At 71.6% G+C, this 21659-nt stretch carries 22 protein-coding genes; 9 read left to right on the top strand and 13 right to left on the bottom strand.

Annotated elements, in window-relative coordinates:
• From SJY06_RS22135 to SJY06_RS22125, 3 genes are all read right to left on the bottom strand, one after another.
• Positions 1-901 (bottom strand): trypsin-like serine peptidase (locus tag SJY06_RS22135; protein ID WP_380169791.1); only part of this gene is annotated, 901 nt, incomplete at its 3' end.
• Between the two features lie 456 nt (positions 902-1357).
• Positions 1358-1510, bottom strand: a complete 153-nt coding sequence (locus SJY06_RS22130) for a hypothetical protein (RefSeq protein ID WP_380169790.1) — start codon at positions 1508-1510, stop codon at positions 1358-1360.
• 226 nt (positions 1511-1736) lie between these two features.
• Positions 1737-2363: a cupin domain-containing protein gene (locus tag SJY06_RS22125; RefSeq protein WP_380169789.1), complete on the bottom strand. Its 627-nt coding sequence runs from the start codon at positions 2361-2363 to the stop codon at positions 1737-1739.
• A 227-nt stretch (positions 2364-2590) separates the two neighbouring features.
• Between SJY06_RS22125 and SJY06_RS22120 the strand changes: the two genes are divergently transcribed.
• Together SJY06_RS22120 and SJY06_RS22115 are read left to right on the top strand one after the other, a co-directional pair.
• Positions 2591-3220, top strand: coding sequence for a TetR family transcriptional regulator (locus SJY06_RS22120; protein ID WP_380169788.1), 630 nt, complete (start codon positions 2591-2593; stop codon positions 3218-3220).
• A 234-nt stretch (positions 3221-3454) separates the two neighbouring features.
• On the top strand, positions 3455-3820 hold the full coding sequence (locus SJY06_RS22115) for a nuclear transport factor 2 family protein (RefSeq protein WP_380169787.1): 366 nt from the start codon (positions 3455-3457) through the stop codon (positions 3818-3820).
• Between the two features lie 522 nt (positions 3821-4342).
• Here SJY06_RS22115 and SJY06_RS22110 read toward each other — a convergent pair.
• Together SJY06_RS22110 and SJY06_RS22105 are read right to left on the bottom strand one after the other, a co-directional pair.
• Positions 4343-4981, bottom strand: coding sequence for a hypothetical protein (locus tag SJY06_RS22110; RefSeq protein ID WP_380169786.1), 639 nt, complete (start codon positions 4979-4981; stop codon positions 4343-4345).
• Between the two features lie 171 nt (positions 4982-5152).
• Positions 5153-5401: a hypothetical protein gene (locus SJY06_RS22105; RefSeq protein WP_380169785.1), complete on the bottom strand. Its 249-nt coding sequence runs from the start codon at positions 5399-5401 to the stop codon at positions 5153-5155.
• Between the two features lie 146 nt (positions 5402-5547).
• On the opposite strand from SJY06_RS22105, the gene SJY06_RS22100 reads away from it, so the two are divergent.
• Entirely contained in the window at positions 5548-5799 is a 252-nt protein-coding gene (locus tag SJY06_RS22100) for a hypothetical protein (protein WP_380169784.1), read from the top strand.
• 1255 nt (positions 5800-7054) lie between these two features.
• Here the strand turns inward: SJY06_RS22100 and SJY06_RS22095 are convergent.
• The 8 genes from SJY06_RS22095 to SJY06_RS22060 all read right to left on the bottom strand — a co-directional run bounded on the left by SJY06_RS22095 (position 7055) and on the right by SJY06_RS22060 (position 14390).
• A complete protein-coding gene (locus SJY06_RS22095; RefSeq protein ID WP_380169783.1) occupies positions 7055-7579 on the bottom strand; it encodes a hypothetical protein in 525 nt (174 codons plus the stop codon).
• 38 nt (positions 7580-7617) lie between these two features.
• Positions 7618-8082, bottom strand: a complete 465-nt coding sequence (locus SJY06_RS22090) for a hypothetical protein (RefSeq protein ID WP_380169782.1) — start codon at positions 8080-8082, stop codon at positions 7618-7620.
• A complete protein-coding gene (locus SJY06_RS22085) occupies positions 8079-8990 on the bottom strand; it encodes a ParA family protein (RefSeq protein ID WP_380169781.1) in 912 nt (303 codons plus the stop codon). The genes SJY06_RS22090 and SJY06_RS22085 overlap by 4 nt, the downstream gene beginning before the upstream one ends.
• 532 nt (positions 8991-9522) lie before the next feature.
• Positions 9523-11565 carry a hypothetical protein gene (locus SJY06_RS22080; protein ID WP_380169780.1) on the bottom strand — a complete coding sequence of 681 codons (2043 nt, stop codon included), beginning with the start codon at positions 11563-11565 and terminating at the stop codon, positions 9523-9525.
• Between the two features lie 241 nt (positions 11566-11806).
• Positions 11807-12052: a toxin-antitoxin system HicB family antitoxin gene (locus SJY06_RS22075; protein WP_380169779.1), complete on the bottom strand. Its 246-nt coding sequence runs from the start codon at positions 12050-12052 to the stop codon at positions 11807-11809.
• Positions 12053-12177: 125 nt separating this feature from the next.
• Positions 12178-13269, bottom strand: coding sequence for a hypothetical protein (locus SJY06_RS22070; protein WP_380169778.1), 1092 nt, complete (start codon positions 13267-13269; stop codon positions 12178-12180).
• 28 nt (positions 13270-13297) lie between these two features.
• Positions 13298-13639, bottom strand: coding sequence for a hypothetical protein (locus SJY06_RS22065; protein ID WP_380169777.1), 342 nt, complete (start codon positions 13637-13639; stop codon positions 13298-13300).
• Between the two features lie 319 nt (positions 13640-13958).
• Positions 13959-14390 (bottom strand): helix-turn-helix domain-containing protein, encoded by a 432-nt coding sequence (locus SJY06_RS22060; protein WP_380169776.1) that lies wholly within the window; start codon positions 14388-14390, stop codon positions 13959-13961.
• A 544-nt stretch (positions 14391-14934) separates the two neighbouring features.
• On the opposite strand from SJY06_RS22060, the gene SJY06_RS22055 reads away from it, so the two are divergent.
• From SJY06_RS22055 to SJY06_RS22030, 6 genes are all read left to right on the top strand, one after another.
• Positions 14935-15759, top strand: a complete 825-nt coding sequence (locus SJY06_RS22055) for a hypothetical protein (protein ID WP_380169775.1) — start codon at positions 14935-14937, stop codon at positions 15757-15759.
• 107 nt (positions 15760-15866) lie between these two features.
• The gene (locus tag SJY06_RS22050) at positions 15867-16193 is read left to right on the top strand and encodes a hypothetical protein (RefSeq protein WP_380169774.1); all 327 of its coding nucleotides are present in this window, start codon (positions 15867-15869) and stop codon (positions 16191-16193) included.
• Positions 16193-16882, top strand: coding sequence for a hypothetical protein (locus tag SJY06_RS22045; protein ID WP_380169773.1), 690 nt, complete (start codon positions 16193-16195; stop codon positions 16880-16882). Before SJY06_RS22050 ends, SJY06_RS22045 begins: the two co-directional genes overlap by 1 nt.
• Positions 16883-16964: 82 nt before the next feature.
• The gene (locus SJY06_RS22040; protein WP_380169772.1) at positions 16965-18461 is read left to right on the top strand and encodes a hypothetical protein; all 1497 of its coding nucleotides are present in this window, start codon (positions 16965-16967) and stop codon (positions 18459-18461) included.
• Positions 18458-20107: an SCO6880 family protein gene (locus SJY06_RS22035; RefSeq protein ID WP_380169771.1), complete on the top strand. Its 1650-nt coding sequence runs from the start codon at positions 18458-18460 to the stop codon at positions 20105-20107. Before SJY06_RS22040 ends, SJY06_RS22035 begins: the two co-directional genes overlap by 4 nt.
• A 182-nt stretch (positions 20108-20289) precedes the next feature.
• The gene (locus tag SJY06_RS22030) at positions 20290-21648 is read left to right on the top strand and encodes a hypothetical protein (protein WP_380169770.1); all 1359 of its coding nucleotides are present in this window, start codon (positions 20290-20292) and stop codon (positions 21646-21648) included.
• Positions 21649-21659: the final 11 nt, after the last annotated feature.

The raw sequence follows: 21659 nt of genomic DNA, 5'->3' as shown, positions 1-21659 counted from the left end.
GCCGCGACACGGCGGACACGCTGTGACCCGCAGGGAACTGCCCACCCAGGTCCTGCCAGCCGGACCAGCCGTACTGCCGCCAGTCGTGCCATGCCTGGTCGACGACCGCACCGAGCCGCTTGCCCCCGGCGTACACGTAGGTGGTGTCGTCACCGACGGGCCACGGACCCTCGTACTCTCGGCCCGACGCGACCCCACCGACGACCCACTCCCCGTTGCGGGTGGAGAACAACGGTCCACCTGACCAGCCGCGTGTGATCGCGTCGTGGGTCTCGATCTCCTTCGTGCCGTGCTTGTCGTCCTCGACGTCGACCACCTCGACCCACTGGTGCCGCGAGGGCTCCTCCCCGTCCGCGGTAGAGGAGGGGTATCCCACGCTGGTCCAGGTCCGGTCCTGATAGAAGCTGTTCCCGCCCCACGCGACCGCCATCCAGCCCCAGTGCTCACCCAGACGGTCCGCCGGGTCCAGCTCGCAGACCACGAAGTCCCAGCCGCTGACCTCATTCCACCCGCCGGGGTCGTCCCGCGGCCCGGCCTCCACGGTCCGCCCAGTCAAGGCCGACCACAGCTGCGGCCTCCCGCCCGGGGAACCCCGGTGGTAGGCGGGGACGAACTCGTGCTCGTACTCGCTCATCGGGAAGCCCTTGCCGTCCTCGTTCTTCAACACGTGGGTCGCGGTCAGCAGGTGATACGGACCGACCAGCACGCCGCTGCCACCGGGGAACCAGACCGCCGACGCATCACCGCGGCGTCGCACCCGCAGCACGCCGATCGTCGAGTACGGGTACGTCTGCATCTCGGCCCTGGACACGATGTCCCGGACCGCCCGGACAGACAGCTCTCCGGACGCGGCCCGCGCCGCGGTCCTCGCAGCAGCGGCGACGTCCTGCGCCACCGCCATGCCGGCCGGCACGTGACCCGGTCGACCAACGGACAACCGCGCCATGACCTCCGCGAGGTCGGCCCCGTCGAGAACACGCCTTACGGGGACCGGACCCGGCTTAAGCGAGCCCCGTTCTTGAGCCTGCGGCTGGTCGTCTGCTTTTGCGTCATTCTGGGTCGTGCTCATGTCCTGCTCCTTCAATCATTGCCGGTCGGGATAGAGATCAGAGGTGGTCGTGGACACACGGGGGTACCGAGCGGGCCACCGTCGGGCCCCGCAGCGGGTCTCGCACCCAGTGTTCGGGCCGACGATGACCGCTCACTGACCGCGGACGGGGTCTGCACCAGTCAGTCGCCGGTCAGTGATGTTCCTATGGACGTCACGCGGCCACGGTGTGGTCTTGGGTGGGGAGCTCGGGGCTGAGGAGGACGAAGCAATTCTCGCGGGCAATGGCCCGCTTGGGGCAGCGGATGATCACAGGTGCTTGTGCACGCGGTCGACGTCGAACGGGGGCTCGGTGGCTAGGAGCAGGCGGTGTGCGCGGGCGAAGCGGCGCTGCAGCACCACGATCGGGTCCCCGTGGGTGGGGCCGAGCGTCGCTCCGGCGAGGTCTTCCAGGTCGTGCACGACCCTAGCCAGGGCGAACCGGCCCGTCCGGGTGTCAGGCGAGTCAGCGACCATCTCCGCGAGCTGGCCGAGAGCCGGACCGACCTGCGCCCGGGAGGGCGGGAGGCTTGCGGTGGGTAGCGGGTCTTCCATGACGGTGCACGTGGACATGGTCGTGAGGTCCTCACAGGTGGGGGGTGAGCCACGCGGTGGTGGTCGGACGGGCCGCGTCGGGACCGCCCCGCGGTCAGGGGGTGCGGTCGGAGGTCAAGGCGGGCAGCAGGGCGGCGACCTCGGACGGGAGCACCTCGAGCTCCTCGACGGTCGCTCCGGTGTGCTGCTCGTACTTCTCGTACCGCCCCCGCAGCCCTCGCAGTCGGGCGATGGGGGCCAGGGCGGCGAACAGGGGTCGCTGCACCGCCCGGGGCGGGCTGGTGAAGCGGATGGTGTCGTCGAACTCCCGGGACAGCAGGGACGCCTGCAGCAGGCCGGGTCGCCCCGTGGCGTCGGTCCGACCGTCGGCGGCCAGGCCGAACAGGTTGCGGATCATGGCCTCGAACCTGCGGCCCGGATCCACCTCGACGATGACCCAGGCGGTCTCGTCGCCCACGTTCCACCAGTCGTGCGGGGTGCCCGGGGGGACGACGACCCGGGTGCCCGGGGTGGCGCGGCTCTCGACCCCGTCGACCTTCAGGCCCAGGGTGCCCCTGACCACGGTGAAGGCCTCGCGGGCGTGCGGGTGGACGTGCTCGCCGACCACGGCCGCCCCGGGACGGGCGTAGAGGTCGGCGACCAGGGGCGAGGTGTCGGTGGGTGCTCGGCGCACGATCGCGCGCTCACCGGTCACGGGGTTCTCTACGACGGGATAGCTCATAAGTGCTTCCTTCTAGGGGCGTGGGTGACGGACGCGGGCAGAGGTGCTCGCGTCGTGAGGTCGGTGGCCGGCTCCTAGAGGCCGGCGTGTGGGGATGGGGCGTGCGGACGCGTCCCGGCATGTCGCATCGGGGTGCGTCTACTCGCGTCGTACGATCCTCAGGTTGTCCCCCTCAAGGGGGTGTTGAGTACGGTAGCGACGTAGTGAATCCAGTGTCAAGGAGTTTGATGTCCAAGGGCAGGTACACCTCCGCGCTCCGCGCCGAGCAGGCGGCCGAGACACGGCGGCGCGTCCTCGCGGCGGCCGCCGAGCGGTTCGCCGAAGAGGGCTTCGCGCGGACGACCTTGGCCAAGCTCGCCGAGACGGCCGGGGTGTCCGTGGAGACCGTCCAGGCTCAGGGACCCAAGCGGGGCCTGCTGACCGCGGCCGTCCACCAGCTCAGCTTCGGAGGCCCGGACGAGGACTTCTTCTCCGCGCCACAGGCGCGAGCGACCCGGGAGGCCGCGACGGCTGCCGAGTTCTGCCGTCACGGTGCCGAGCTCGTGGCCACCTTCAACGCCCAGACGTTCCGACTGTGGCGGGCCTTCGCCTCAGCGGCCGCTGACGACCCGGCCGTCGAGAGAGACCTGAACGAGCTGTCGCGCATGATCCGCGGACAGAGCCGACGGATCGTGGCGATGCTGGCCGAGCGAGAGTGGCTGCGCCACGACGTCGAGGTCGACGAGCTCGCCGACAGCCTCTGGGTCCTCATCGGCAGCGAGAACTACGACCGGGTCGTCACCCGCCTCGGCTGGACCCACCAGAGCTACATCGCCTGGATGGCCCGCTCACTGGCCGACCTGCTCCTCCGCCGGTAGCGGCTGGGGCGCGACGCATGACCCCTTCGACAGGCGCACCTCAGGGCAGCGCAGGCACCTTGGGCTTTGGTGGGAGCACCGCGATAGCCAGTGACCGTTCCCGGATTCCGACCGGCATGCGGAGACAGCGTGCCAGTGGCCGATGGGCGGCCGTACGGCGCCCGGGTCTGCGGGTGCCTCCGCTGTCAGCAGACGGTGCTTGCTGGGCGCGCAGCGGAGAGCAAGAGTGCCTGGATGGATCTGATGACGGCCGAACGACGTCTGCAGGACGCCCAGCGCGACGGGGACGTGGATGCCCTTGACGCGCTGCTGCACCCTCGAGTCGTGGGGGTCGGACCCGACGGGACCGTCTTCGGCAAGGCGGACGACCTCGCCAGCTACCGCAGCGGGGCCCTGCGGATCACCCGCCTGGTCGAGGAGTCCATCGAGGTCCAGGACGACGGGCAGACGGGCACCACCCGGATCGTCGCCGACGTCCACGCCGTGCAGGACGGCGTGGAGGCGGCCGCCCGACTGCGCTACACCCGGCTGTGGGTCCGTGACCACGGGAGCTGGCGCGTCCTGGCTGCAACGCTGGCCCCGGTCTTGTCGCAGCCCTGAGGACCGCCGCTCTTCGACCCGGGTCGAGTTCGTCGCCCGGCGCGCCGCAGTGCTGTGTCGCTTCACCTCGCGTCCCAGCCCCACGCAACTCCGTCGTCGGCCTGTCGACGCCCGCGACCCTAACCGGCGGGCCCAAGCCGCTGAACCGCGGCTCGTAGTGCCTCCTGGAGCGGGTGCAGGTGGGCGAGCTCGAACCCCACGATGGCGACTGTCTCGTGGTCGGACGCACCGGGGCCCCGCACCTCGGCGCGTCCGTCGTCGTGCCACCGCATGCGCTGGGTCGGTGGGTCCTCGCCGACGAGCACCAGGAACGGACGGTATGGCAGCCCAAGGTTCGCCCGCAGCATGCGCTCGGCCGCGCGGTCCAGGCGCGCAGTGAGCGCGTGCAAATCGAACGGTGGTGGGACACAAGACGCCGTTGTTGACAACCTCCAAGATCGCGTCCCGAGGCGGCGGTCCCACTCGACCCCCGCGCTCCGGCGAGACCAGGCGTGTCTGCTGGGACGGCAGCCACGGCAATCCTTACCCGGCTCTCTCAAGGAGTTGGCGCAGACGTGCGGCTCCCTTGCCGGAGACGCCTTTGGCCATGACGTAGGAAGCCGCCTGCTCCAGCGTCAGTCGTCCGCTCTGGACGTGGCCTACCAGGTGGTTGCGGGCGTGCTGCTTCTCGTGCGGTCCCGTCCAGCCGTTGCTGCCGCCGAAGAACACAACACGGTCGAGATCGGTCGTGACGTCGTCCGGCAGACTGCTCGAGCTGGTTCTGCCGTTCAGCAGGTTGGTGGCTCCCGCAGCGGCCGCCCACTCGGCGAGCGGGAAGCTGACGGTCTCCACAACCGCCAGCGAGGCCCCGCGCGCCAGGTCGAGGGCGAGCTTGAGGGTCCGCTCATCCGGTACATACGCCAACACTGGTCCGCGCTCGAAGTGCTGCTTGCCTTGCGGGGTTGCCTGGCCGCCCAACCCGGCGATCCTATCCAGGCTCGCGATGCCTCTGGCGTTCTGGAAGGTGTTGGTCACCAGAAGTGGCTTGACGCCCTCGACTTCGCTACGCGCCCAGATCCAGTCCGCCGCAAGACCTGCCGCCTCGTCCCACGGACGCTCGGGGTCGTCATCGGGTACCCAAGCGGCAGCCTGCAGGTGAGTCGTGGGATGCAAGTCGATCACCGGGTGGGTCTCCTATCGCAAGTTGCCGCGCGGCCACATAGCGCTGCGTGAACCGCGCCAGGTACCGCTGCCGGTCTCACATTGCACGGCGCAGGACGCGCCGACCTGGCAGTGGCTCGGGCTCCAAGGACACAGCAGCGGTGGCCCTAGTCGGGCCACCGCTGCTGTTGATCAAGAGTTCTCGGGGAGAGCCCGGCGCTTCTCAGGGTTGGCCCGGCCGCGTTCGACGATGGCCTGCAGCTGCGGGTTAGCCAGGTAGCGAGCCTCAAGCTCGCTGAGCACGACCGCCGGTTCCAGGACCACGGTGCCGTCCTCGTGCTCGTGCACCAGGTAGCGACGATGGGCCTTGCCGGGCAAGGTCAGTCGGCTGCGGGAATCGAATTCGATCATGGGCGAACGGGCGGGGGTCAGGGTCGTCATGGTGTCTCCCAAGACGCCGAGGGAGTTCTGTTTCGTCGGTCGGCGTCAGTGTGGTGGTGGGCAGAGGTGGCGTGCCAGCCCCAACAGTACACACACTTACCCCTAGAGGGCAATGCCCCGGTGGGGCGATAGGGTAGAGTCTTGGCGTGACCCTCTTCTTGGACCCTGAAGCCGACGACGTCTACGAGGCGGCGTCGGAACCTGCACTCGACTGGGCTCATCGGGTATTCGGATGGCTGAGGGAGCGCCCGGTCGACCGGCGAGCCAGCGCCCACCTGTTCTCCAACGGGATCTGCGCAGTCCAGGGAGTGGCCGGAGGTGAGGAGCTGCTCATCCTGTGGGAGTTCGATGGCGATGATGTCGTCATCCGCTACTTCGGGCCGAACACCCTTCTTTGACGTTGGCGGTTCTGAGGCCCGACTGAGGGTTGATAGGCCGCAACCGGCGGCGGCGTCTCGCAGGATTCGTATGGCAACCATCCCGGTCCCGTCGACGCCCACCCCTGCGCTCAGGGCCTTGTTCCAGTGCCACCTCGACCAGCGCCCGGGCCCCCAGATGCGACCGGCCCGCCAGGACGTACCTGGTGCCTCCGGTGCGTCAGTGCCGTGTGGGCCTTTGGCGCTAGCGTCCGTTCGTGCTCCTCACCGACCCGGTCGACCTTGCCAGTCGTGAGCTGCTGGTTCTGCTTCACCGCGGCAGTGGCCACGGTTCAGGTCAGTGGCCGGTCTGGCAGTGGGTCCTCAACCAGGCCGCTCAGCAAGGATGGTCCGCCGAGACCGCGCTACGTGGCCTCCCGGAGTGGCAGGACCACTACCGCCCCGTCGCGGGCAGCCCGCGGGGCATCGCCCCGAGACTTGCGGACCGCTTGTCGTTGACGGTGCATGGCCTAACCCAGGTTGAGGACGACCTACTTCTGCCGGCGTTCCTTACTGCCCTCAACGTGGCGACTGAGGCTGCGGTCGACCACGTCACGACCCCTCACGAGGTCCGGCCCTTAGTACTAGACGGGCGCGATCTACTGGCGACAGTGCGAGCACGGTGCGGCTTCCGCGGCACGGAAACTCAACTGCGGGGGCTTCTGGAGCGAGAGCCCGCAACCTGGTCGAGTCACAGCGACGATGGGCGTTCCGACAGCTGGTCCTGGGACATCACCCAACAGAACCTGCTGCGGTTCGTCCAGGTGCGGACCGCGACCGACTACCTCCAGCAACTGGAACTCTTGGTCGGCGTTCCACAACCAGCCGCAGCACCAGGCGCGCCGCTGCCTCCACTGGCCCTGCTGGAGGCGTTGGAGCATCTGGACGCACATTGGCGACTGCGCACCGGGCGCCGGCTGCTTGCGTCACGGCGGTTGGAAGCGGTCGCAGCTTTAGCGCTGCCAGTCACCAGCGCAGCGGAGCTCCAGAGTGCCCACAGCGCCCTGGCCGACCTGCTGGCCGGCCTGGACCCGGACGGCCCCCCGTCGGACCGGCAGGGTGCGCTGAATCAGCTCGAGGCACAGCTTCGCCGGCGGTGTAGCGGACGCTGCCGCGCCAGCGGCCGTTTGCTAGGCGGTAGGTGTGCAGCAGCCGCCCGCGCAGCCACCGGCCCTCGTGCAGCACCTCCACGGCACCATGACTCTCCGCCTGCATGCTCATGGCGGGTGAGTGTCGCTCACCGGGGCGACGGAAGTCGCTGCAGGCGCCGGCCCCGGTAGAACCCTCGCCCGACGTCGACGACCCCGGGCAGTTGCGCGGCGTACTGCCGGGCCAGGCTGCGGGTCGCGGCGGTGCCGTAGACGGTGACGGCCTGCCGGTCGGCCTCGTCCAGCAGCAGCGGCACCAGCGCCTCACGCAGCGCGCGGCCTCGACCGGCTCCCGGTTTGGCGGTGTAGTGCTCGGACACCTGCCACCCGTTGGGATTAGCGACCAGGGCCAGGACCGCGTCCCGGCTCGGGGTGAAGTAGTAGCGGGCGCTCCTGCGTCGCAGGGCCCACCACTGCCCCACCAGCAGCACCGGCAGGGCGGGCCACCACATCAGCGCCAGGAACGCCGAGTACACCCGCGATCCCCCACGGCCCGTGCGGGCCCCGTGCAGGAAGCCTCGTTCGGCCCACCACAGCAGCCGCAGCGTGTCCCCCCTGCTTGGGCCCGGGAACCCTGGCACCTCCGGCGGCCGCGGCACCTCCACCACGCTCATGCCAGCAGTCCTGCGCGGAGCCGTTCGTCCGCGGCCAGCTACGCGTCAAGGGGGCGGCCGGGGGTCAGGGGCTGCTCCCCTCCCCCAAACCGTTGGCCAGCGTTGTACTGCTGTTCCAGCCGGGCGGCTTCCGCTTCGAGGAGGCTCGCGACGAAGTCGGAGAACGATCGGTGTCCCTCGGCGGCTGAGGTGGCGCGGTAGGCGGATCGGACGCGGGCGCGCAGATCACTGGCCACCATGACGTTGATCTGGGCCTTGACCGCCGGCCGCGGCGCGGCCTGGGGCGCCTGCCGTCGCACCTGGGCGCGTGGGGGAACGACGGTCGCCCGTTCCATGTCGATGTCGGTCACCTCAGCGGCGTCACTGCGGACGGGCTGCGGCGATGGTGGTGGTGAGACTCGGTTGCGGGCCAGGAGTCGGCTGGCGTCGGGGTGCACTCCCCCACCGTTGCGGGCCGTGCCGAAGCCTCGGATGGTGCGGTCGGGTGCCTGTTGCTCGCTCATGCGCTGACCTCATCGGCTTGCTGGGCCTCGGCGGCGGTAATGCGGGACACGATCTCTTCGGCCAGGGCGTGGTAGTCCTCGGCGACGCCGCCGGCGGTGCGGGGTGCTCCCCCGGCCCCGCTGGCTTCGCCGCGGCGGATCTGCCACCAAGACGGTCCCTTGCGTGCTTCCTCCTCGAGCTCGTGGACCAGCTGGCCTCGTTCGCGGGCGGCGTGGGCGGTGGCTTCGGAGTGGCGGATGGTGGTGGTGAGGACGACGTCGGCGGCTCCGAGCGCTTCGACTATCCGTTCACGGGCCTCGTGCTTGATGCGGTGAGCGCCGGTGCCGGTGCCGAAGAGGACGACCCCGAGGAGGTCGAGGCCGGGGTTAAGGTCGACGACTGCGTCGAGGCGGCGGGCGACGTCGAGCATGCCTTTGCGTGAGCTGGCGTCGGAGCGAGCCGGGACCAGGGCCCAGCGTGCGGCGGCTGCGGCGGCGTTCTGGAGGGCTTCGATGCCTGGGGGGCAGTCGATGAGGACGAGGTCGTAGTCCCCGGCGATGGGCTCGAGGACGCGGGCCAGGGCGAGACGAGCACCTACCTGGTCCTTGGCGGCCGCAAGGGCGGCTGCGGCGGCGTCGAGGTGGTACCCGCCGACGAAAACGTCGAGGTTGGTACGGACGTCACGCCGCGGGGCAGCTGCTTGCCCGAAAGCGAGGGCGGCAGCGAGGGCCTGGCCCTGGTCGTCGGCCTCCCCCTCGGTGTAGCCGAAGTCCTCGGCGAGGTTGCCCTGCGGGTCCATGTCGACGACGAGCACGCGGAACCCGGAGTTGGCGACGAGGCCGGCGACGTTGGCGGTCACGGACGTCTTGCCCGCGCCGCCCTTGCCGTTGATGACGGCGACGACCCGTCGCAGTGCGGTCCGGTCCATAGCGTTCATACCTTTCCTAGGATTTCTACCGTTCCGCCTATTCGTAGCGTTCATAGAGTTACCAGGACTGCAGGCGCGCCGGGGTCACGTTGTCCATTTTCCTAGTTTCCCTAGTCTTCCTACCCTTCATAGTATTCCTAGCGTTGCAAGTGTTACTAGGTGCCTCACCGGAGTGAGGGCCGGGGGTGTGGGGGCGGAGCCCCTGCGCCCTTCAGTTCGTTTCGGCGCCCCTCGGGGCGTCGGCGCCCAACCGCCGAGGGTGCACGGCGTGCTGGTGACGTTGTTCGTGGTGCGGGTCTCACCGTCGTTCGGGCGAGGCGCAGCCTGACCGCGGGTGGTGGTGGCCGGAGGAGGTGGGGCCTCAAGATGCTTCGAGCGGAGCGAAGCGGAGTACGGGTTCGAAGGATCTTGGGGTGCCTCCGTAGAGCGCAGCGGTGCCGCCGCCGGCCGTGGTGACCTCCGGTCGACCGGGCGACGCTGAGACCCCGGCTGACGGCCCCACACCCGGTGGTTGTGCCCGCATGGGCGCTGTTCACGCGGCAGTGCGTCGGGTTGCTGGTTGCTGGCGGGCGGGGGAGTGGCCCAGCTGCTCGCCGCTGTCGAGAACGGCGCTGGCGGCGGCGCGGCCGGCGCGGTAGTCGGCGCGGCCGTCGGCGCGGCGGGGGTAGGCGCCGTAGACGTTGGTGCCGAGCTCGGGGAGCAGGTCGAGCTGGCCGGTGCCAGCCCGACGGGTGTGGTGGGTGCGTCGGGGGGCGGTCATCCAGGCCCGTTCGGCCTGCCACCAGGCCCAGGAGAGTCGTTCCACCCGGTAGCGGCGGACCCGGTCGCCCAGGCGGCCTGCGACGTCGAGGGCTCGCGCGAGGTCGTCGAGCGCCGCACGAGCATGGTCCGGGTCGGCGTGACGTCGCCGCCACCCGCCTTCCATCTGCACGACCAGGTCGACGACACGTAGCCGCTGCAGAGCGTCCTCGAGGTCCTGCGGTGCCAGCGCCAAGGTCCGTGCGAGCTGGACGGTGGTGGCTAGCTGGTGGGTGGTCCTGGCGTAGATGTTGCCCAGGTGGTGACCAAGCCCTGGTCTGCTGGTGAACACGTCGTGCGCGGCAGCCTGGATGCGGGCGGTCAGGCCAGCGAGCAGGGCAGATCGTTCAGCGGCCCCGGCCCCTGCGGGGCGCGGGTCCGCTTGTGCCCGACGTGTAGGGACATCCCTGTGGATGACGACTGGGGGAGGGGTAGTCCCGGCCACGACGGCCGATGCGGGCGAGGCCCCGGAGGCGGCGCTGGTGCTGCGTGGGGTGGGGGTGAGGGCCCAGTGGGCGCCGTGGGGTCCGTGGGCGGGCAGGGTCTGGGTGATCCAGCCGTCCCGGGCGAGGCGCAGCAGGGCCGTGCGCGCCGTTTCGCGGCCGATGCCGGCTAGGAGGGCCACCCGGCGGTTGTCGGCCTCCAGATCGGCGCACAGCGCCTGCAACGCCAGCACGCACAGCACGTCCAGCACCCGCCGGTCACCCGGGCCGGCGCCGGTGCTCCAGCGGCCCGCGGTGGCATCCGCGCGGGCCTGCACGTCACGGACGTGGGCGGTGATGGCGTCGGCGCGGGCGTCGAATGTCGGGTCGGAGCCGACCTGCCGGGCGGTGGTGGCCACGTGCTGCACGGCCTTGCGCCACTGCCGGCGCAGCACCGCGGCGGGGGAGGACGGCCCGTGCGCGGGCCGGGCCCGACGCTGCCCGCGGTCACGCTCGGAGCGCAGGTGCTCCAGCCCCGGCGCGGTGGCCACCAAAGCGGCGACGTCGTCGTGGCGCCAGCGCGCCGACACCGCACCGATCAGGACCGTCCACAGCACCGCTGAGGCATCCCCCAGGACCGCACCGCCGCCAGCACCGCCGCCAGCGCCGAGCCCAGCATCCAGACCAATGCCGCCCGTGGTGGTCTGGTCGTGGAGGGCGTGCTGGCTGACTGGGGGCAGGGCCCGGCGGGGCCCGGGCAGGTAGAGGTGGCCGTGCTGGTCCACCGGCAACGGCGTCGACGGCGCCAGCGCGGCGGTCGGCTCGACGGCGTCGCCGACCAGCTGCGCCAGGCGAGACACAAGCGCCCGGACCTGCTCTGGCGTCGTTGTGCGCGCGGTCAAGGTGCTCACCTCGCCGTACAGGACGGTGGAGTGCCCGCCGTCGCGGTGCGGCGCCCCGGGAGGCCGGACGCAGCCGGTGACCGGGTTCGTCAGCGGCGCGAGGTCGAGAGTCGGGCAGACGTGGCGGGTGAGGCGGGCGAGGGTGGCGGCGGTGTCGGCGTCGACGGACCCGGCCAGCGCGACCCACACGTGCCGGCCTCCGGACGGCCCGGACTCGCACACCACGTGCGCGATCCCGACCTCCTGCAGCAGGCCCGCAAGGACGCCGGCGTCGCGGTGGGCGGGGGAGGGGTCGGTCTTCGCGTCCAGGTCGAACGCCAGCAGCCGGAACCGCTGGTCGCGGCCCGCGAGGTGCACCGCCCACGGCAGCACCGGGGCGTCCTGGTCCACCCGGTGCTGTCCGGTGTAGGCGTTCAGCACCGTCGAGTCGGCGTCGACCGCCGCCACCCGCACGGTTGCCCTCGGGCTCAGGGCACGCGTGAACGCCCAACCGGCAGCGCGACACGCGCCGTCAGATGCGCCAGGCGCCCTTGCGCCTGGATCTGGATCGGCTACCCTCATGGCAGCACAAAGCCCCTTCTCGTTAAGGGGTCTCCCTCACGGAGACAACATCGGACCAGGTCCAAACTGGTCTCAGATACTTAGACGCAGGGCCCCGTTGGCGCGGGGCCTTCGTCATGTCTAGGGCACTGCCCTAGGCGGATCTGCTGAGCGGCAACTCCTCCTGGTGGGGGTGCGGAGTCTCGGGCCACCACACAGGTCGGCCGGTCTCATCGAGCTGCTCGTGGGCGATGAGCTGCTCCACGTACGCAGCTACGGAAATGCCCAGGGCCGCCGCCGCCTCGTGCGCCTTGGCACGGATGGTCGGGCTGACGCGCGCTTGGAGGATCACGACCGGTTCCTGGCTGGTGCGCTTCGCGCGGCCCTTGATCGCTGACATAAACCGAACCCTTCCACCAGCAGGGATGCATTCCACGGACCCGACAGGCACGGCGTGTCGGGTCCGCCGCCGCCGCACCGGGCGAACACGGTGGCGGGCAGACCCCAGTGCGGGCCTCGTGACGCTCATCGCATGCTGATGTGGATGTGGTCGAAGTGGCCGCCGGTGGCTGCGGTGGGGTCGTAGGTGCCGCCGCCGTTGTAGGGGCGCCAGCCTTCGTCGGCGCGGTCGCTGTGCCAGATCCGGCCGTACCAGATGAGGTAGGCGACGCCGAGGGTGTCGGCGGCGGCTTGGAGCTGGGTGGCCATCTGGTCGCCGGCGGCGCGGTCGGCGCCGGCGGCGTAGGCGCCGAGGCTGCCGTAGGTGATGTCGCAGGCCTTGCCGGTGTTGTGATCGGAGTTCGGGGCCCAGGGCCGGTCGGCCTGGCACGCGACGGGGACGCTGGCGGCGAGGAGTTGGGTGGCGAGCGTGGCGGTGCGGGGGGTGAGGCAGCGGCCACCGGTGGGGTCGGGTGCGGTGCATCCCTCGCCGGGCCAGGTCCCGCCGGAGGCGGGACCGTTGCCGGTGAGCTGGTCCAGGGCGCCGGGGGCGCAGGTGAGGTCGCCGGCCCGGGGGAGGGTGGCGGCGAGTGTGGGGTTGCCGGTGATGGCGGCGACGAGGATGACGGCGTCGTTCCAGAAGCGGGCGTAGTGCTGGGGGTCGGCGTTGCGTTGCACGGCGTGGGCGGCGAGCGTGGGGGAGAGGTTCTGCCAGTCGGGGACCTCGAGGAGGCGGTCGTAGAAGGTCCCGGCGGCCAGCTGGGGGGTCATCCGCTGCTCGTAGGTGCCCCAGGCGCCGTTGTCACGTTGTTGGAAGACGCCACGGGAGTCGGGGCCGACGGCGTCGCCGCGGTCGAGGTTGCGCAGGGTGGACTCGCCGATGCCGGTCATGACGCCGATGGCCTGGGCGCGGGCGTTCAGCCCGCGTTCGGTCGCGGCCGCGATGATCGCCGCGGCGATAGCGACCTGGTCGGCGTCCCAGCCCGGGACCGGCTCGTCGGACCCGCTGGCCGGGGCTGGGCTGGAACCGGGAGGCGCCGCGCCGGCCGGCAGGGTGGCCCCGGTGGGGCCGCAGGCGGCGGCCGTGGCGGTGCCGGCTCCTCCGACGAAGAGCGTGGTGCTAACCAGGCCACCGAAAAGCAGGGCGAGGCTGAGGACGACGGCGACGAGGATCCTCATGTCCGGCTCCTCCGTGGTGCAGTGGCGGTCATGGGCTGGGTGGCGTGGCGCGGTCAACGAGCCAGCGGTCGGTGTCGAGGCGAAGCAGGGTGACGGTCCATGGCCCGGCGTCGGTGGGGACGGTGACCGTGGCGAGGAACTGGGTCGAGGCGGGGTCGAGCTCACCGGGCCCGGTGGGTGGGTCGGTGGGGACGTTGGCGGGGTCGACGTTGTCGTAGATGGTGGTGGCGTCGGGGCTGAGGAAGCCGGCCAGACCGGCCCACCACTGCTCGTAGGGCAGGTCGGTGCGGGTGATGGCGCGGACGAACCCGACGGCGGCGCCGGGTGCGGTGGTGTCGTCGACGTCTAGCGGCTCGGTGCTGGGAACCACCGTCCCGTCCGGTGCCGCCGTTGACAGCGCCGGTGGCGCGCTTGCCGGGTCCTGGCTGGTCTCAGCCCCGGTGCCGCTCGAAGGGTCCTCCGGCCCGGGTGCCCCTGGCGTCGGGCTCGAGGGCGGGTTCTGGCTGAGGCCTGTGGACGGAGTCACGGGTGCTGTCGTGGGGTTCTGCGATGCTGTGACCTCGGGGGTGGCGAGGGGTTCGGTGGAGTCGGTCGCCGAGCAGCCGGTGAGGGTGACCAGGAGCACGAGGGCGCTTATGACGCCGACGGGGTTGACGGGCAGGAGGTGACGGGGGATGGCGGTCACGGTTTCAGCGGGGCGTCTTGCGTGTCTGAACCCGGACTGGGCGGGGGTTGAGGGGCATGAAGTCCTCGCCGCGGGCGATCTGGTCGCGGATGGTGGGCCAGTGCAGCCGGTAGGTCTGACCCGTACGGGCGGTGGCGGGGAAGGCACCAGCGGCGACGAGGCGGCTGGCGGTGCCGTGAGCGATGTCGAGCCGCTCGGCGAGCTCACGTACGCCGATGATTTCGGGCTCGCCGGGCGGGGCGGGTGGGGCGGCGAGGGCGGCGATGTCGACGTCCGGTCCGTAGAGCCGTTCGGCGACGGCTGGTCCCCACAGCCGCCACAGCTTGCCGATCCGGGCGGCCGGGACGGTGCCGGCGCGGACCCATCGGCTGGCGGTGACGTGGCTGACGCCGAGCGCCACGGCGAGGGTGTCGAGGGTGTGCAGGCCGGGGTACACGGGTGGTCGCCTTCCGCAGGTCGCAGCAGTGACCGCGGAGTCTGCCAGCCCTTCAACCACATCTCGCTTCACCTCCACCCGCAGTAAGCGTTCCCAGATCAAGGCATGGTGTCATACGATCAGTAAGGGACGGAAGACGACAAACCGGGGGCCGGGGGACTGGCTCGGAGCAGGGGAGCAGCGGATGACGCAGGGACCGCAGACGGGCTTGTTCGCCGGGGCGGCGCGCAGCGCCACCTACGACGAGGCGCCCGAGGAAGCGATGACGGCACCGGTAACGGAGGGGGAACCCGGCTGGGCGCCAAAGGCGCACGGCATGACTGTCGGGGGTCCGCCGCCGGCCGCAACGGACGGCGTCGGCGCGGCTGACGTCGGGCGGCAGGACGTGCCGAACGCCGGAGGACCCACCCCCGACGGTCAGACCGCTGCGAGGCAGACGCTGGTGGTGCGGAGCAGTCGGCACGCGGTGTCCCGGGCCCCGGCGGCTCGTCCGGTGGCGACGTGGGGGTGGCGGGGCAGGGTGCGGGCCTGGAGCGGGGGGACGGTGAAGCTGGCCCCGGCGGCCGGGGAGGCCCGCTACCACGAGGACGTCCGGCTGATCCGGCAGACGACGTGGACCCGCCCGCAGGGCGTGGTGGTCGCCAACCCGAAGGGTGGCAGCGGGAAGACGCCGACGTCGTTGCTGCTCGCTGGGGTGTTGGGCGACATCCGGGGTGGGTACGTCGCGGCGTGGGAGGCCAGCGAGGCCCCCGGGACCCTGGCCGCCCGCGCGGAGGGCCAGCCCACCCGAGGGCTGGCGGAGCTCCTCGAACGGGCGGAGCGCATCACCTCGGCGGGGGAGCTGGGCGGGTTCACCGCCCCGCAGACCTCCCACGCCGACGTCGTCGGCTCGGCCGGCGCGCGAGCCCTGCTCGAGGCGGCCGACGTGGAGGCGGTCAGGGCCGTGCTGGACACCTACTACCGCATCACCGTGGCCGACACCGGCAACAACCCGCAGTCGGCGGTCTTCGCGCAGCTGGTGCGCTCCAGCGACGTTTTCGTCATCCCGACCACCGTGCACCCGGACGCCGTCGACGGTGTCCTCGCCCTGGCCGCCGAGCTGGACCGCAGCGAGCACGGCCGGCGGCTGCTCACGCAGGCCGTCGTCGTCGTCACCCACACCGGAGCCCCCGAACCGACCGGGGTTCTCGAGGAGCTCGCGGAGCAGCTCACCGGACTCGGTGTCGCCGAGACCGTCGACGTGCCCCACGACCCGGCGATCGCCGCCGGCGGGGAGATCACCCTGGCCCACCTCAGCGAGCACTCCCGACGGCAGTGGGTCCGCGTCGCGGCCGCGGTCGTGACCTCCCTGCAAGCCGCGAACACCTGACCAGCCAGACGCGGCTGGCGCGCGGCTGGCCGCGGCTGCTGCTCCCGTAACGACGGCACTACGGCATCACGGCAACGCACGCCCCGGACCTACGAGAGGACTGACCGATGGACGGATTGACTGCACTGCTGGTGAGGGCTGGCGGCTCTGGCGACGGCGGGATGGAGAACCCGCTGGACGGGGTGACCCCAACGTTCGCGTGGGGCACCGCCGGGGATCGGGTCATGACGGTGTTCGCGGTGTTCTGGGGGATGCTGATCGTCCTCGCGATCGCGTTCCTGGCCACGAGCCTGGTGAAGATGGCCCACTCCCGCGGCTCGCACGCAGGCCAATACGCCGACGCCCGCGAGAAGGTGGTCTGGTCCGGTATCGGGCTCGGCGGCCTGATCGGCCTCCCGATCATCGTGGCGTTCCTGATCTGGCTGTTCGGTTGATGGGCGCCGAGCAGCCCACCGCCCGCCCGCCTGAGGGCCGGCGCTGGCCGGTGGTCGTCCTCGCCGTCGCGGTGGTGGTGCTGCTCGGCGTCACGCTCGGCCTCCTGCTGAACCGGCAGCCCTCCACCGACGTGACCCAGCCCCCGGCACCCCCACCGACGCTGGGCACCCCGGACACCAGCCAGGACGACGCAACTGTCACAGGCGTCGCGCGGGCCGACGGCTGCCTCGGCGGCGACGACGACCTCAACCAGGCCCTGCTCACCGCCCAGGAACAGGCGCCCATCAGCGAGACCGGCGCCGCCGCCTTCGCCGCAACTTGGGTCCGTTGGGGCAACAAGTTGCCCCGCCCTGAGGGTGAGGCGGCGCTGCTAGAAGAAGTGCTCGCACCTGGGGCGACCGACGCCGCCCGTGGAGACACCGAGGAACCGGAGGGCGATTTCACGTTGGACGCGAACTTCGCCGGGGGTCGCTACTACGTCGAATCCTTCGATTCGGACCAGGCCGTCGTGACGGTCTTGTCCGGCGGCTCTGGGACGGCGAACGGAGCCACCAGTGCCCCGGTCGAGCTCTGGGGCACGTACACGCTGACTAGCGTCAACGGTCGCTGGCACGTTCAGGACGCGACAGCTGCGCGGAGCGTCGAAGACATTCGTTCTCTCGGTGTCCTGTACGTGGGCGGCTGCTGAGATGGCCGGCGCAGTGACCGAGGCCGTTTGCGAGGTGGCTCCCAGGTCTCCTGGCTGCGCCATTGGGCGGGGAGCGGAGGCGGTGGGGACGGCGATCGAGTTCGGGTCGGACCCGCTCGGTTACATCGCGGATGCGTTGCGGGGGTCGGTGCAGGGCCTGGTGTCGGTGGTGCTGCCGGCGTTGAGCCAGTACACGTTGCCGGACTTCAGCGCGGACTGGTTCCTGCGGATCTACGCGTTCTCCTACGGGCTGGCGGTGCTGCTGTTCGTATGCGTGCTCGCGTGGGAGCTGCTGAAGCTGACCCGCGGGACGATCGCGGGGGACGACTTCATCGAGACAATGCTGCAGTGGACGCCGGCGTTCTTCCTCGGGGCCACATTCGGGCCGGCGGTGATGGCCGCGCTGACGGGTGTGTTCTCGGCGCTGGGTGAGCTGGTGTTCGGGGTATCAGTGACCTCGGGCACCGAAACGGTGATCGCGCAGCTGGACGAGTCGGTCGGCCAGGGCGACGTGGCCGGGATCGCGGGCGGCGCGATCATGGCAATCGTCGTGTACGTCCTGCTGTTCTGCGGGGTGCTCGGCGCGCTGCTGATCATGATCGTGCAAGGCGTAGCCCTGTACTGCGCGGGGGCGCTGTTCCCGCTGGGGTGGGCGTGGGTGGCCAGTCAGCACCGGCGTGGCTTCGGGACCCGGCTCCCGATGGTGATCGTGGGCATCCTCGCCTCGCACGCGCTGCTCTTCCTCATGCTGGGGGTGGCGTTCCAGCTCGCGGGCGGGCTGGCCACAAACTTCGACGACCCGGGCCTGCAGATCCTGGTGAACCTGTTCACCGCGGCCATGGCCATGATCCTGGCGGGCCTGTCCCCGCTGCTGCTGCTGAAGTTCGCGCCCGTGCTGCCGATGGGGTCCGGTCCCACGTCGAGTGCACGGTTGATGCCGTCGCCGCGGGTGCCGGAGGGCTCGCCCCAGGACTCCGAGCTTGCTCGTGCCGCCCGGTCGACGCCGGATTCGTCCTCGGGCGGCGGATCGTCGGGCTCGTCTGATGGTGCCGGCGCGGGTGACCGCGGTGCCGGCAGCAGCGCTGGTGGCAGGAGCAGGGGGCCGGGGCGGTTGGAGCAAGCGGCGCGGGCGTCGCAGCAGGCCGGGTCAGGGCCCGGCGGCAGCCCGGGCGGCGGGACTGCTGGCGGTGGGAAGGTCCCGGCCGGTGCGGGCGCAGGTAGCTCGGCAGGCAGTTCGCGGGCGGCCTCGGCGGCCGGTGGTAGCGGTGCGGGGGCAGGTGTGGGTGCTGGGGCAGGGGCCGCGGCTGGTGCCGGGGCCGGCACTGGGGCTGGTGCTGGGGCGGGTGCGGGAGCGGCGGCTGGTGGGACGGCCGCGGCTGCGGCCGGTGCCGGGGCGACGTCGACGGGCGTGGGCGCGGCGGTGGGCATCCCGCTGATGGCGGTAGGGCTCGCCGCGGCCGCGGCCGCGAAGACAGAGGAGTTCGTGGAGCAGCACGCGCAGGACGCGCCGGAGGCGATGCGTTTCGGTGAGCGCGACTCACACGTCACGGACGGGACGGACGGGAGTGGTGGCCGGTGAGGACGTCGTTCCTGGGTGGGGAGACCCACAGCCGGGGCCTGCTGGGGGTCCGCGGTAACCGCCTCCGGACCGGGGCGCTGACGGTGCTGGTGGTGGTGTGCGCGCTGCTGGGTGTGGCTGGGCACCAGTGGGCGATGGTGATTGGTCTGGCGGTGGGCAGCCTCGTGATCGTGGTCCTTACGCTGGATTCGCCGGGCGGCACGGTGCTGGAGCGGTGGCAGGCCCGTCGTCGCTGGCGGTGGCGGCAGCGGCAGAACGTGACCCGGTTCGTGCCCGCGTCCAGCGTCGACGCGGACGAGCTGGCGCGGTTGCAGGGGCTGCGCCGGCGCGAGCGGGTCGCGGCGCACCACCCGGTCCGGGACCTCCCGGACGGGGTGGACGGGCTGGGGTGGCTGCAGGATGGCCGCGGTGTGCCGGGGATCGCGTGGCACGAACCGGCCGGGGAGGACGCCTACCTGACGGTGGTGTTCGCGGTCGACGGGCAGGTGAAGGGCATCGAGTCCAACACCGCGCTGGACGCCAACGCGCAGCGGTGGGGGCAGCTGCTGGCCAAGTTCGGTGGGGAGGACCGGCTCGTGGGTCGGGTGCAGACGATCACGCGGGTGCTGCCGGTCGACGCAGCCCGCCACGAGCGGTGGGTGATGCAGAACATCGACCCGGACGCCCACCCGGCGTTGACGGCGTCCTACGACGCGCTGATCCGGCGGATCGAGGCCGGGGCGCTGGTGTCCCGGCATTTCGTGGTCGCCCGGTGGCCGTTGACGGACTGGTTCAAGGCCCAGGCCGGCCTGCACGGGCCCGGGCAGGCCGGCTGGCGGGCCCTCATGGCCGCTGAGGTCGACGGGTTCACCCGCGCCCTGCGCGCGGCGCACTTCGGTCAGGTCGCTGCGCTGAGCGCGGCGCAGGTGGCCGCGGTGACCCGGAACCAGCAGCACCCCGGGTTCATGATCGACCAGGCCGGTGACGTGTCGCCGGCCACGTGCTGGCTGGCCAGTGAGGACGAGTGGTCCGCGACCCGGGTGACCGCCGCCGGGTTCGGTCACGCCGGGTTCGGTCAGGCCGGACAGATGGGGGTGGTGGCGGGGGAGGAGGTGACGTGGTGGCACCGCACGTGCGAGCTGCCGGTGGCCGCGATGCAGCTGGGGGAGCGGACCTCGCTGTGGCTGGCGCCGCTGCTGGCGCACGTCGGCTCGGAGATCGTGCGCTCGGTGTCGCTGCAGGTCGACCTGGTACCGGCGATCGACGCCCGCCGCGCGGCCCGTCAGGACGAGGGCACCGACCGCGGCAACATCCTGCGTGAGCAGCGCAAGGGCAAGATGACCGACGCCGACGCCGAGGTCCGTCTCGAGGCCGCGGCCCGCCGGGTGCGGGACCTGACTGCTGGTGGCGGGCATCACGGGGCGTCGTGGGCCGGGCACGTGACGATCTCGGCCCGCAGCCGTGAGGAGCTGGCGCAGGCGAGCCGCCGGGTGGTGGAGGCGGCCGGGGAGGCGGGCATCGACCGGGTCCGGTGGCTGGACACCCAGCAGGCCGCGGCGCAGGCCTGCACCTGGCCCTTCACGCGGGCCATGGCGGCGCCGCGGCGTTCGGCCGCGGCGATGGTGCGGGCCGGCGTGGGCCGCGGGACACCGAAGGGGGCGCTGTGAGACGACGTGAGGCAGACGACAGGGACCACGGCCCCGACCAGCCCAGGGCCAAGGAGCCGCTGACCGGCTCAAGGTCGACCCGCAAGGCCCGGCGTGTGGCGAGCCGGGCCAGTGGCCCCAGCCCTGATACGGGGGCGCCTGCGGATGTGCACCCACGGTCGGCGCGCGACACGGCGCCGACGATGACAACACCGTCGGACGAGGTGACGCCGTCGTCGGTGCGGCGCTTCGGGCATGTCCTGGTCGGCAACGCTCGCCGGGCTCGGCGTGGGTTCTACGCCCCGCGGGCGGTCGGGGCCCCGACGACGACCCGGCAGGCCGAGGTCTTGAACACCGCGGTGATCGCGGCCCCGACGGGGGAGGAGGGGGTGCTGATCGGGCGGGACCGGCTGTCGCGGGCGATGGTCGCCCACGACGCGTTCACCGCCTACCAGCGGAAGAAGGTGTCCAGCCCGAACGTGCTGGCCATCGGGGTGGTCGGCAGCGGAAAGTCCAGCCTCCTGAAGACGGTGTACGTGGTCCGCCCGCTGATCCTGACGAAGCGCCGCGTGGTGGTGATCGACAAGAAGCCGCAGGGCGGTGAGGGCGAGTACGCCGAGCTCACCCGGCAGGTCTCCGGACGGGAACCGAACCGCTTCACCCTTGATGAGGACACGACTCGGATCAACGTCATGGACGGCACGGTCCTTGCCGGGGGCGGGCCCGCGGTGCAGAGCCAGCTCCTGGTGGCGATGGCCGAGCAGTCGAACAACGACCGGCCACTGAACACGTGGGAGCGGAAGGCGCTGCGGTGGGGGCAGCGCAACGTGCTCGCCGCCGCCGAGAACGGCCGTACGGGGCAGCTGGAGGACCTGCTGCCGTGGCTGTCACGGGCCGCGGACGCGATCCCGGACGCGCACCCGGTGAACCGGCAGCAGATGGAGGAGGCCGGCCTGACGGTGCGGTTCATGTTCGAACGGCTGCTGGGTGAGGAGCTGGGCCGGCTGTTCACCGGGGACACCTCCTCCTCGTTGCACCTGTCGGGCTCGCTGACGAGCTTCGACATCTCCCAGCTGCCCGACGACGGGCCCGCGGTGGCCATGGTGATGTCGGTGGCGCGGATGTGGCTGCTGGGCCGGCTGCGCGCCGACCGCGGGTGGGCCACGAACTTCGTCGTGGAGGAGGGCTGGGGTCTCGTCGACGGCCCTGGTGGGCGGATGGTGCAGGCCACGAGCAAGCTCGCCCGCGGTCTCGGGGTCTCCACGATCGCCGCCCTGCACCAGCCGGCGGACGTGCCGAAGGACTCCCCGGCCATGGCCCTGATTCGGGAGGCGCAGACGGTGCACCTGTTCCGGCAGAACCGGGTCCCGGACGAGGAGGCGTGCGTCCAGCTGTTCGGGCTCGACCCGGGCTCGCAGCACACCTTGCGGAACCTGACCGACGGGCACCACCTGCTGAAGATCGGGGCCCGCCCGGAGATCTACGTGGAGCACGTCCGCAGTGACTTCGAGATCGCCCTGACCGACACTGACCAGGCGATGACGCTGGGGCAGGGCCGATGACGCGGGGGCAG

Origin of the sequence: Jannaschia sp. R86511 (assembly GCF_042466345.1) — a bacterium.
In the GTDB taxonomy this organism is placed as follows: Bacteria; Actinomycetota; Actinomycetes; order Actinomycetales; family JBBAYJ01; genus Aquipuribacter.
This window is presented reverse-complemented; position numbering and strand designations above follow the sequence as displayed.

Excerpts from the sequence above, each read along its gene's own strand:
- SJY06_RS22125 (WP_380169789.1), bottom strand. The coding sequence starts at position 2,363 with ATGAGCTATCCCGTCGTAGAGAACCCCGTGACCGGTGAGCGCGCGATC.
- SJY06_RS22120 (WP_380169788.1), top strand. The coding sequence starts at position 2,591 with ATGTCCAAGGGCAGGTACACCTCCGCGCTCCGCGCCGAGCAGGCGGCC.
- SJY06_RS22115 (WP_380169787.1), top strand. The coding sequence starts at position 3,455 with ATGGATCTGATGACGGCCGAACGACGTCTGCAGGACGCCCAGCGCGAC.
- SJY06_RS22105 (WP_380169785.1), bottom strand. The coding sequence starts at position 5,401 with ATGACGACCCTGACCCCCGCCCGTTCGCCCATGATCGAATTCGATTCC.
- SJY06_RS22095 (WP_380169783.1), bottom strand. The coding sequence starts at position 7,579 with ATGAGCGTGGTGGAGGTGCCGCGGCCGCCGGAGGTGCCAGGGTTCCCG.
- SJY06_RS22090 (WP_380169782.1), bottom strand. The coding sequence starts at position 8,082 with ATGAGCGAGCAACAGGCACCCGACCGCACCATCCGAGGCTTCGGCACG.
- SJY06_RS22085 (WP_380169781.1), bottom strand. The coding sequence starts at position 8,990 with ATGGACCGGACCGCACTGCGACGGGTCGTCGCCGTCATCAACGGCAAG.
- SJY06_RS22075 (WP_380169779.1), bottom strand. The coding sequence starts at position 12,052 with ATGTCAGCGATCAAGGGCCGCGCGAAGCGCACCAGCCAGGAACCGGTC.
- SJY06_RS22070 (WP_380169778.1), bottom strand. The coding sequence starts at position 13,269 with ATGAGGATCCTCGTCGCCGTCGTCCTCAGCCTCGCCCTGCTTTTCGGT.
- SJY06_RS22050 (WP_380169774.1), top strand. The coding sequence starts at position 15,867 with ATGGACGGATTGACTGCACTGCTGGTGAGGGCTGGCGGCTCTGGCGAC.
- SJY06_RS22045 (WP_380169773.1), top strand. The coding sequence starts at position 16,193 with ATGGGCGCCGAGCAGCCCACCGCCCGCCCGCCTGAGGGCCGGCGCTGG.
- SJY06_RS22030 (WP_380169770.1), top strand. The coding sequence starts at position 20,290 with ATGACAACACCGTCGGACGAGGTGACGCCGTCGTCGGTGCGGCGCTTC.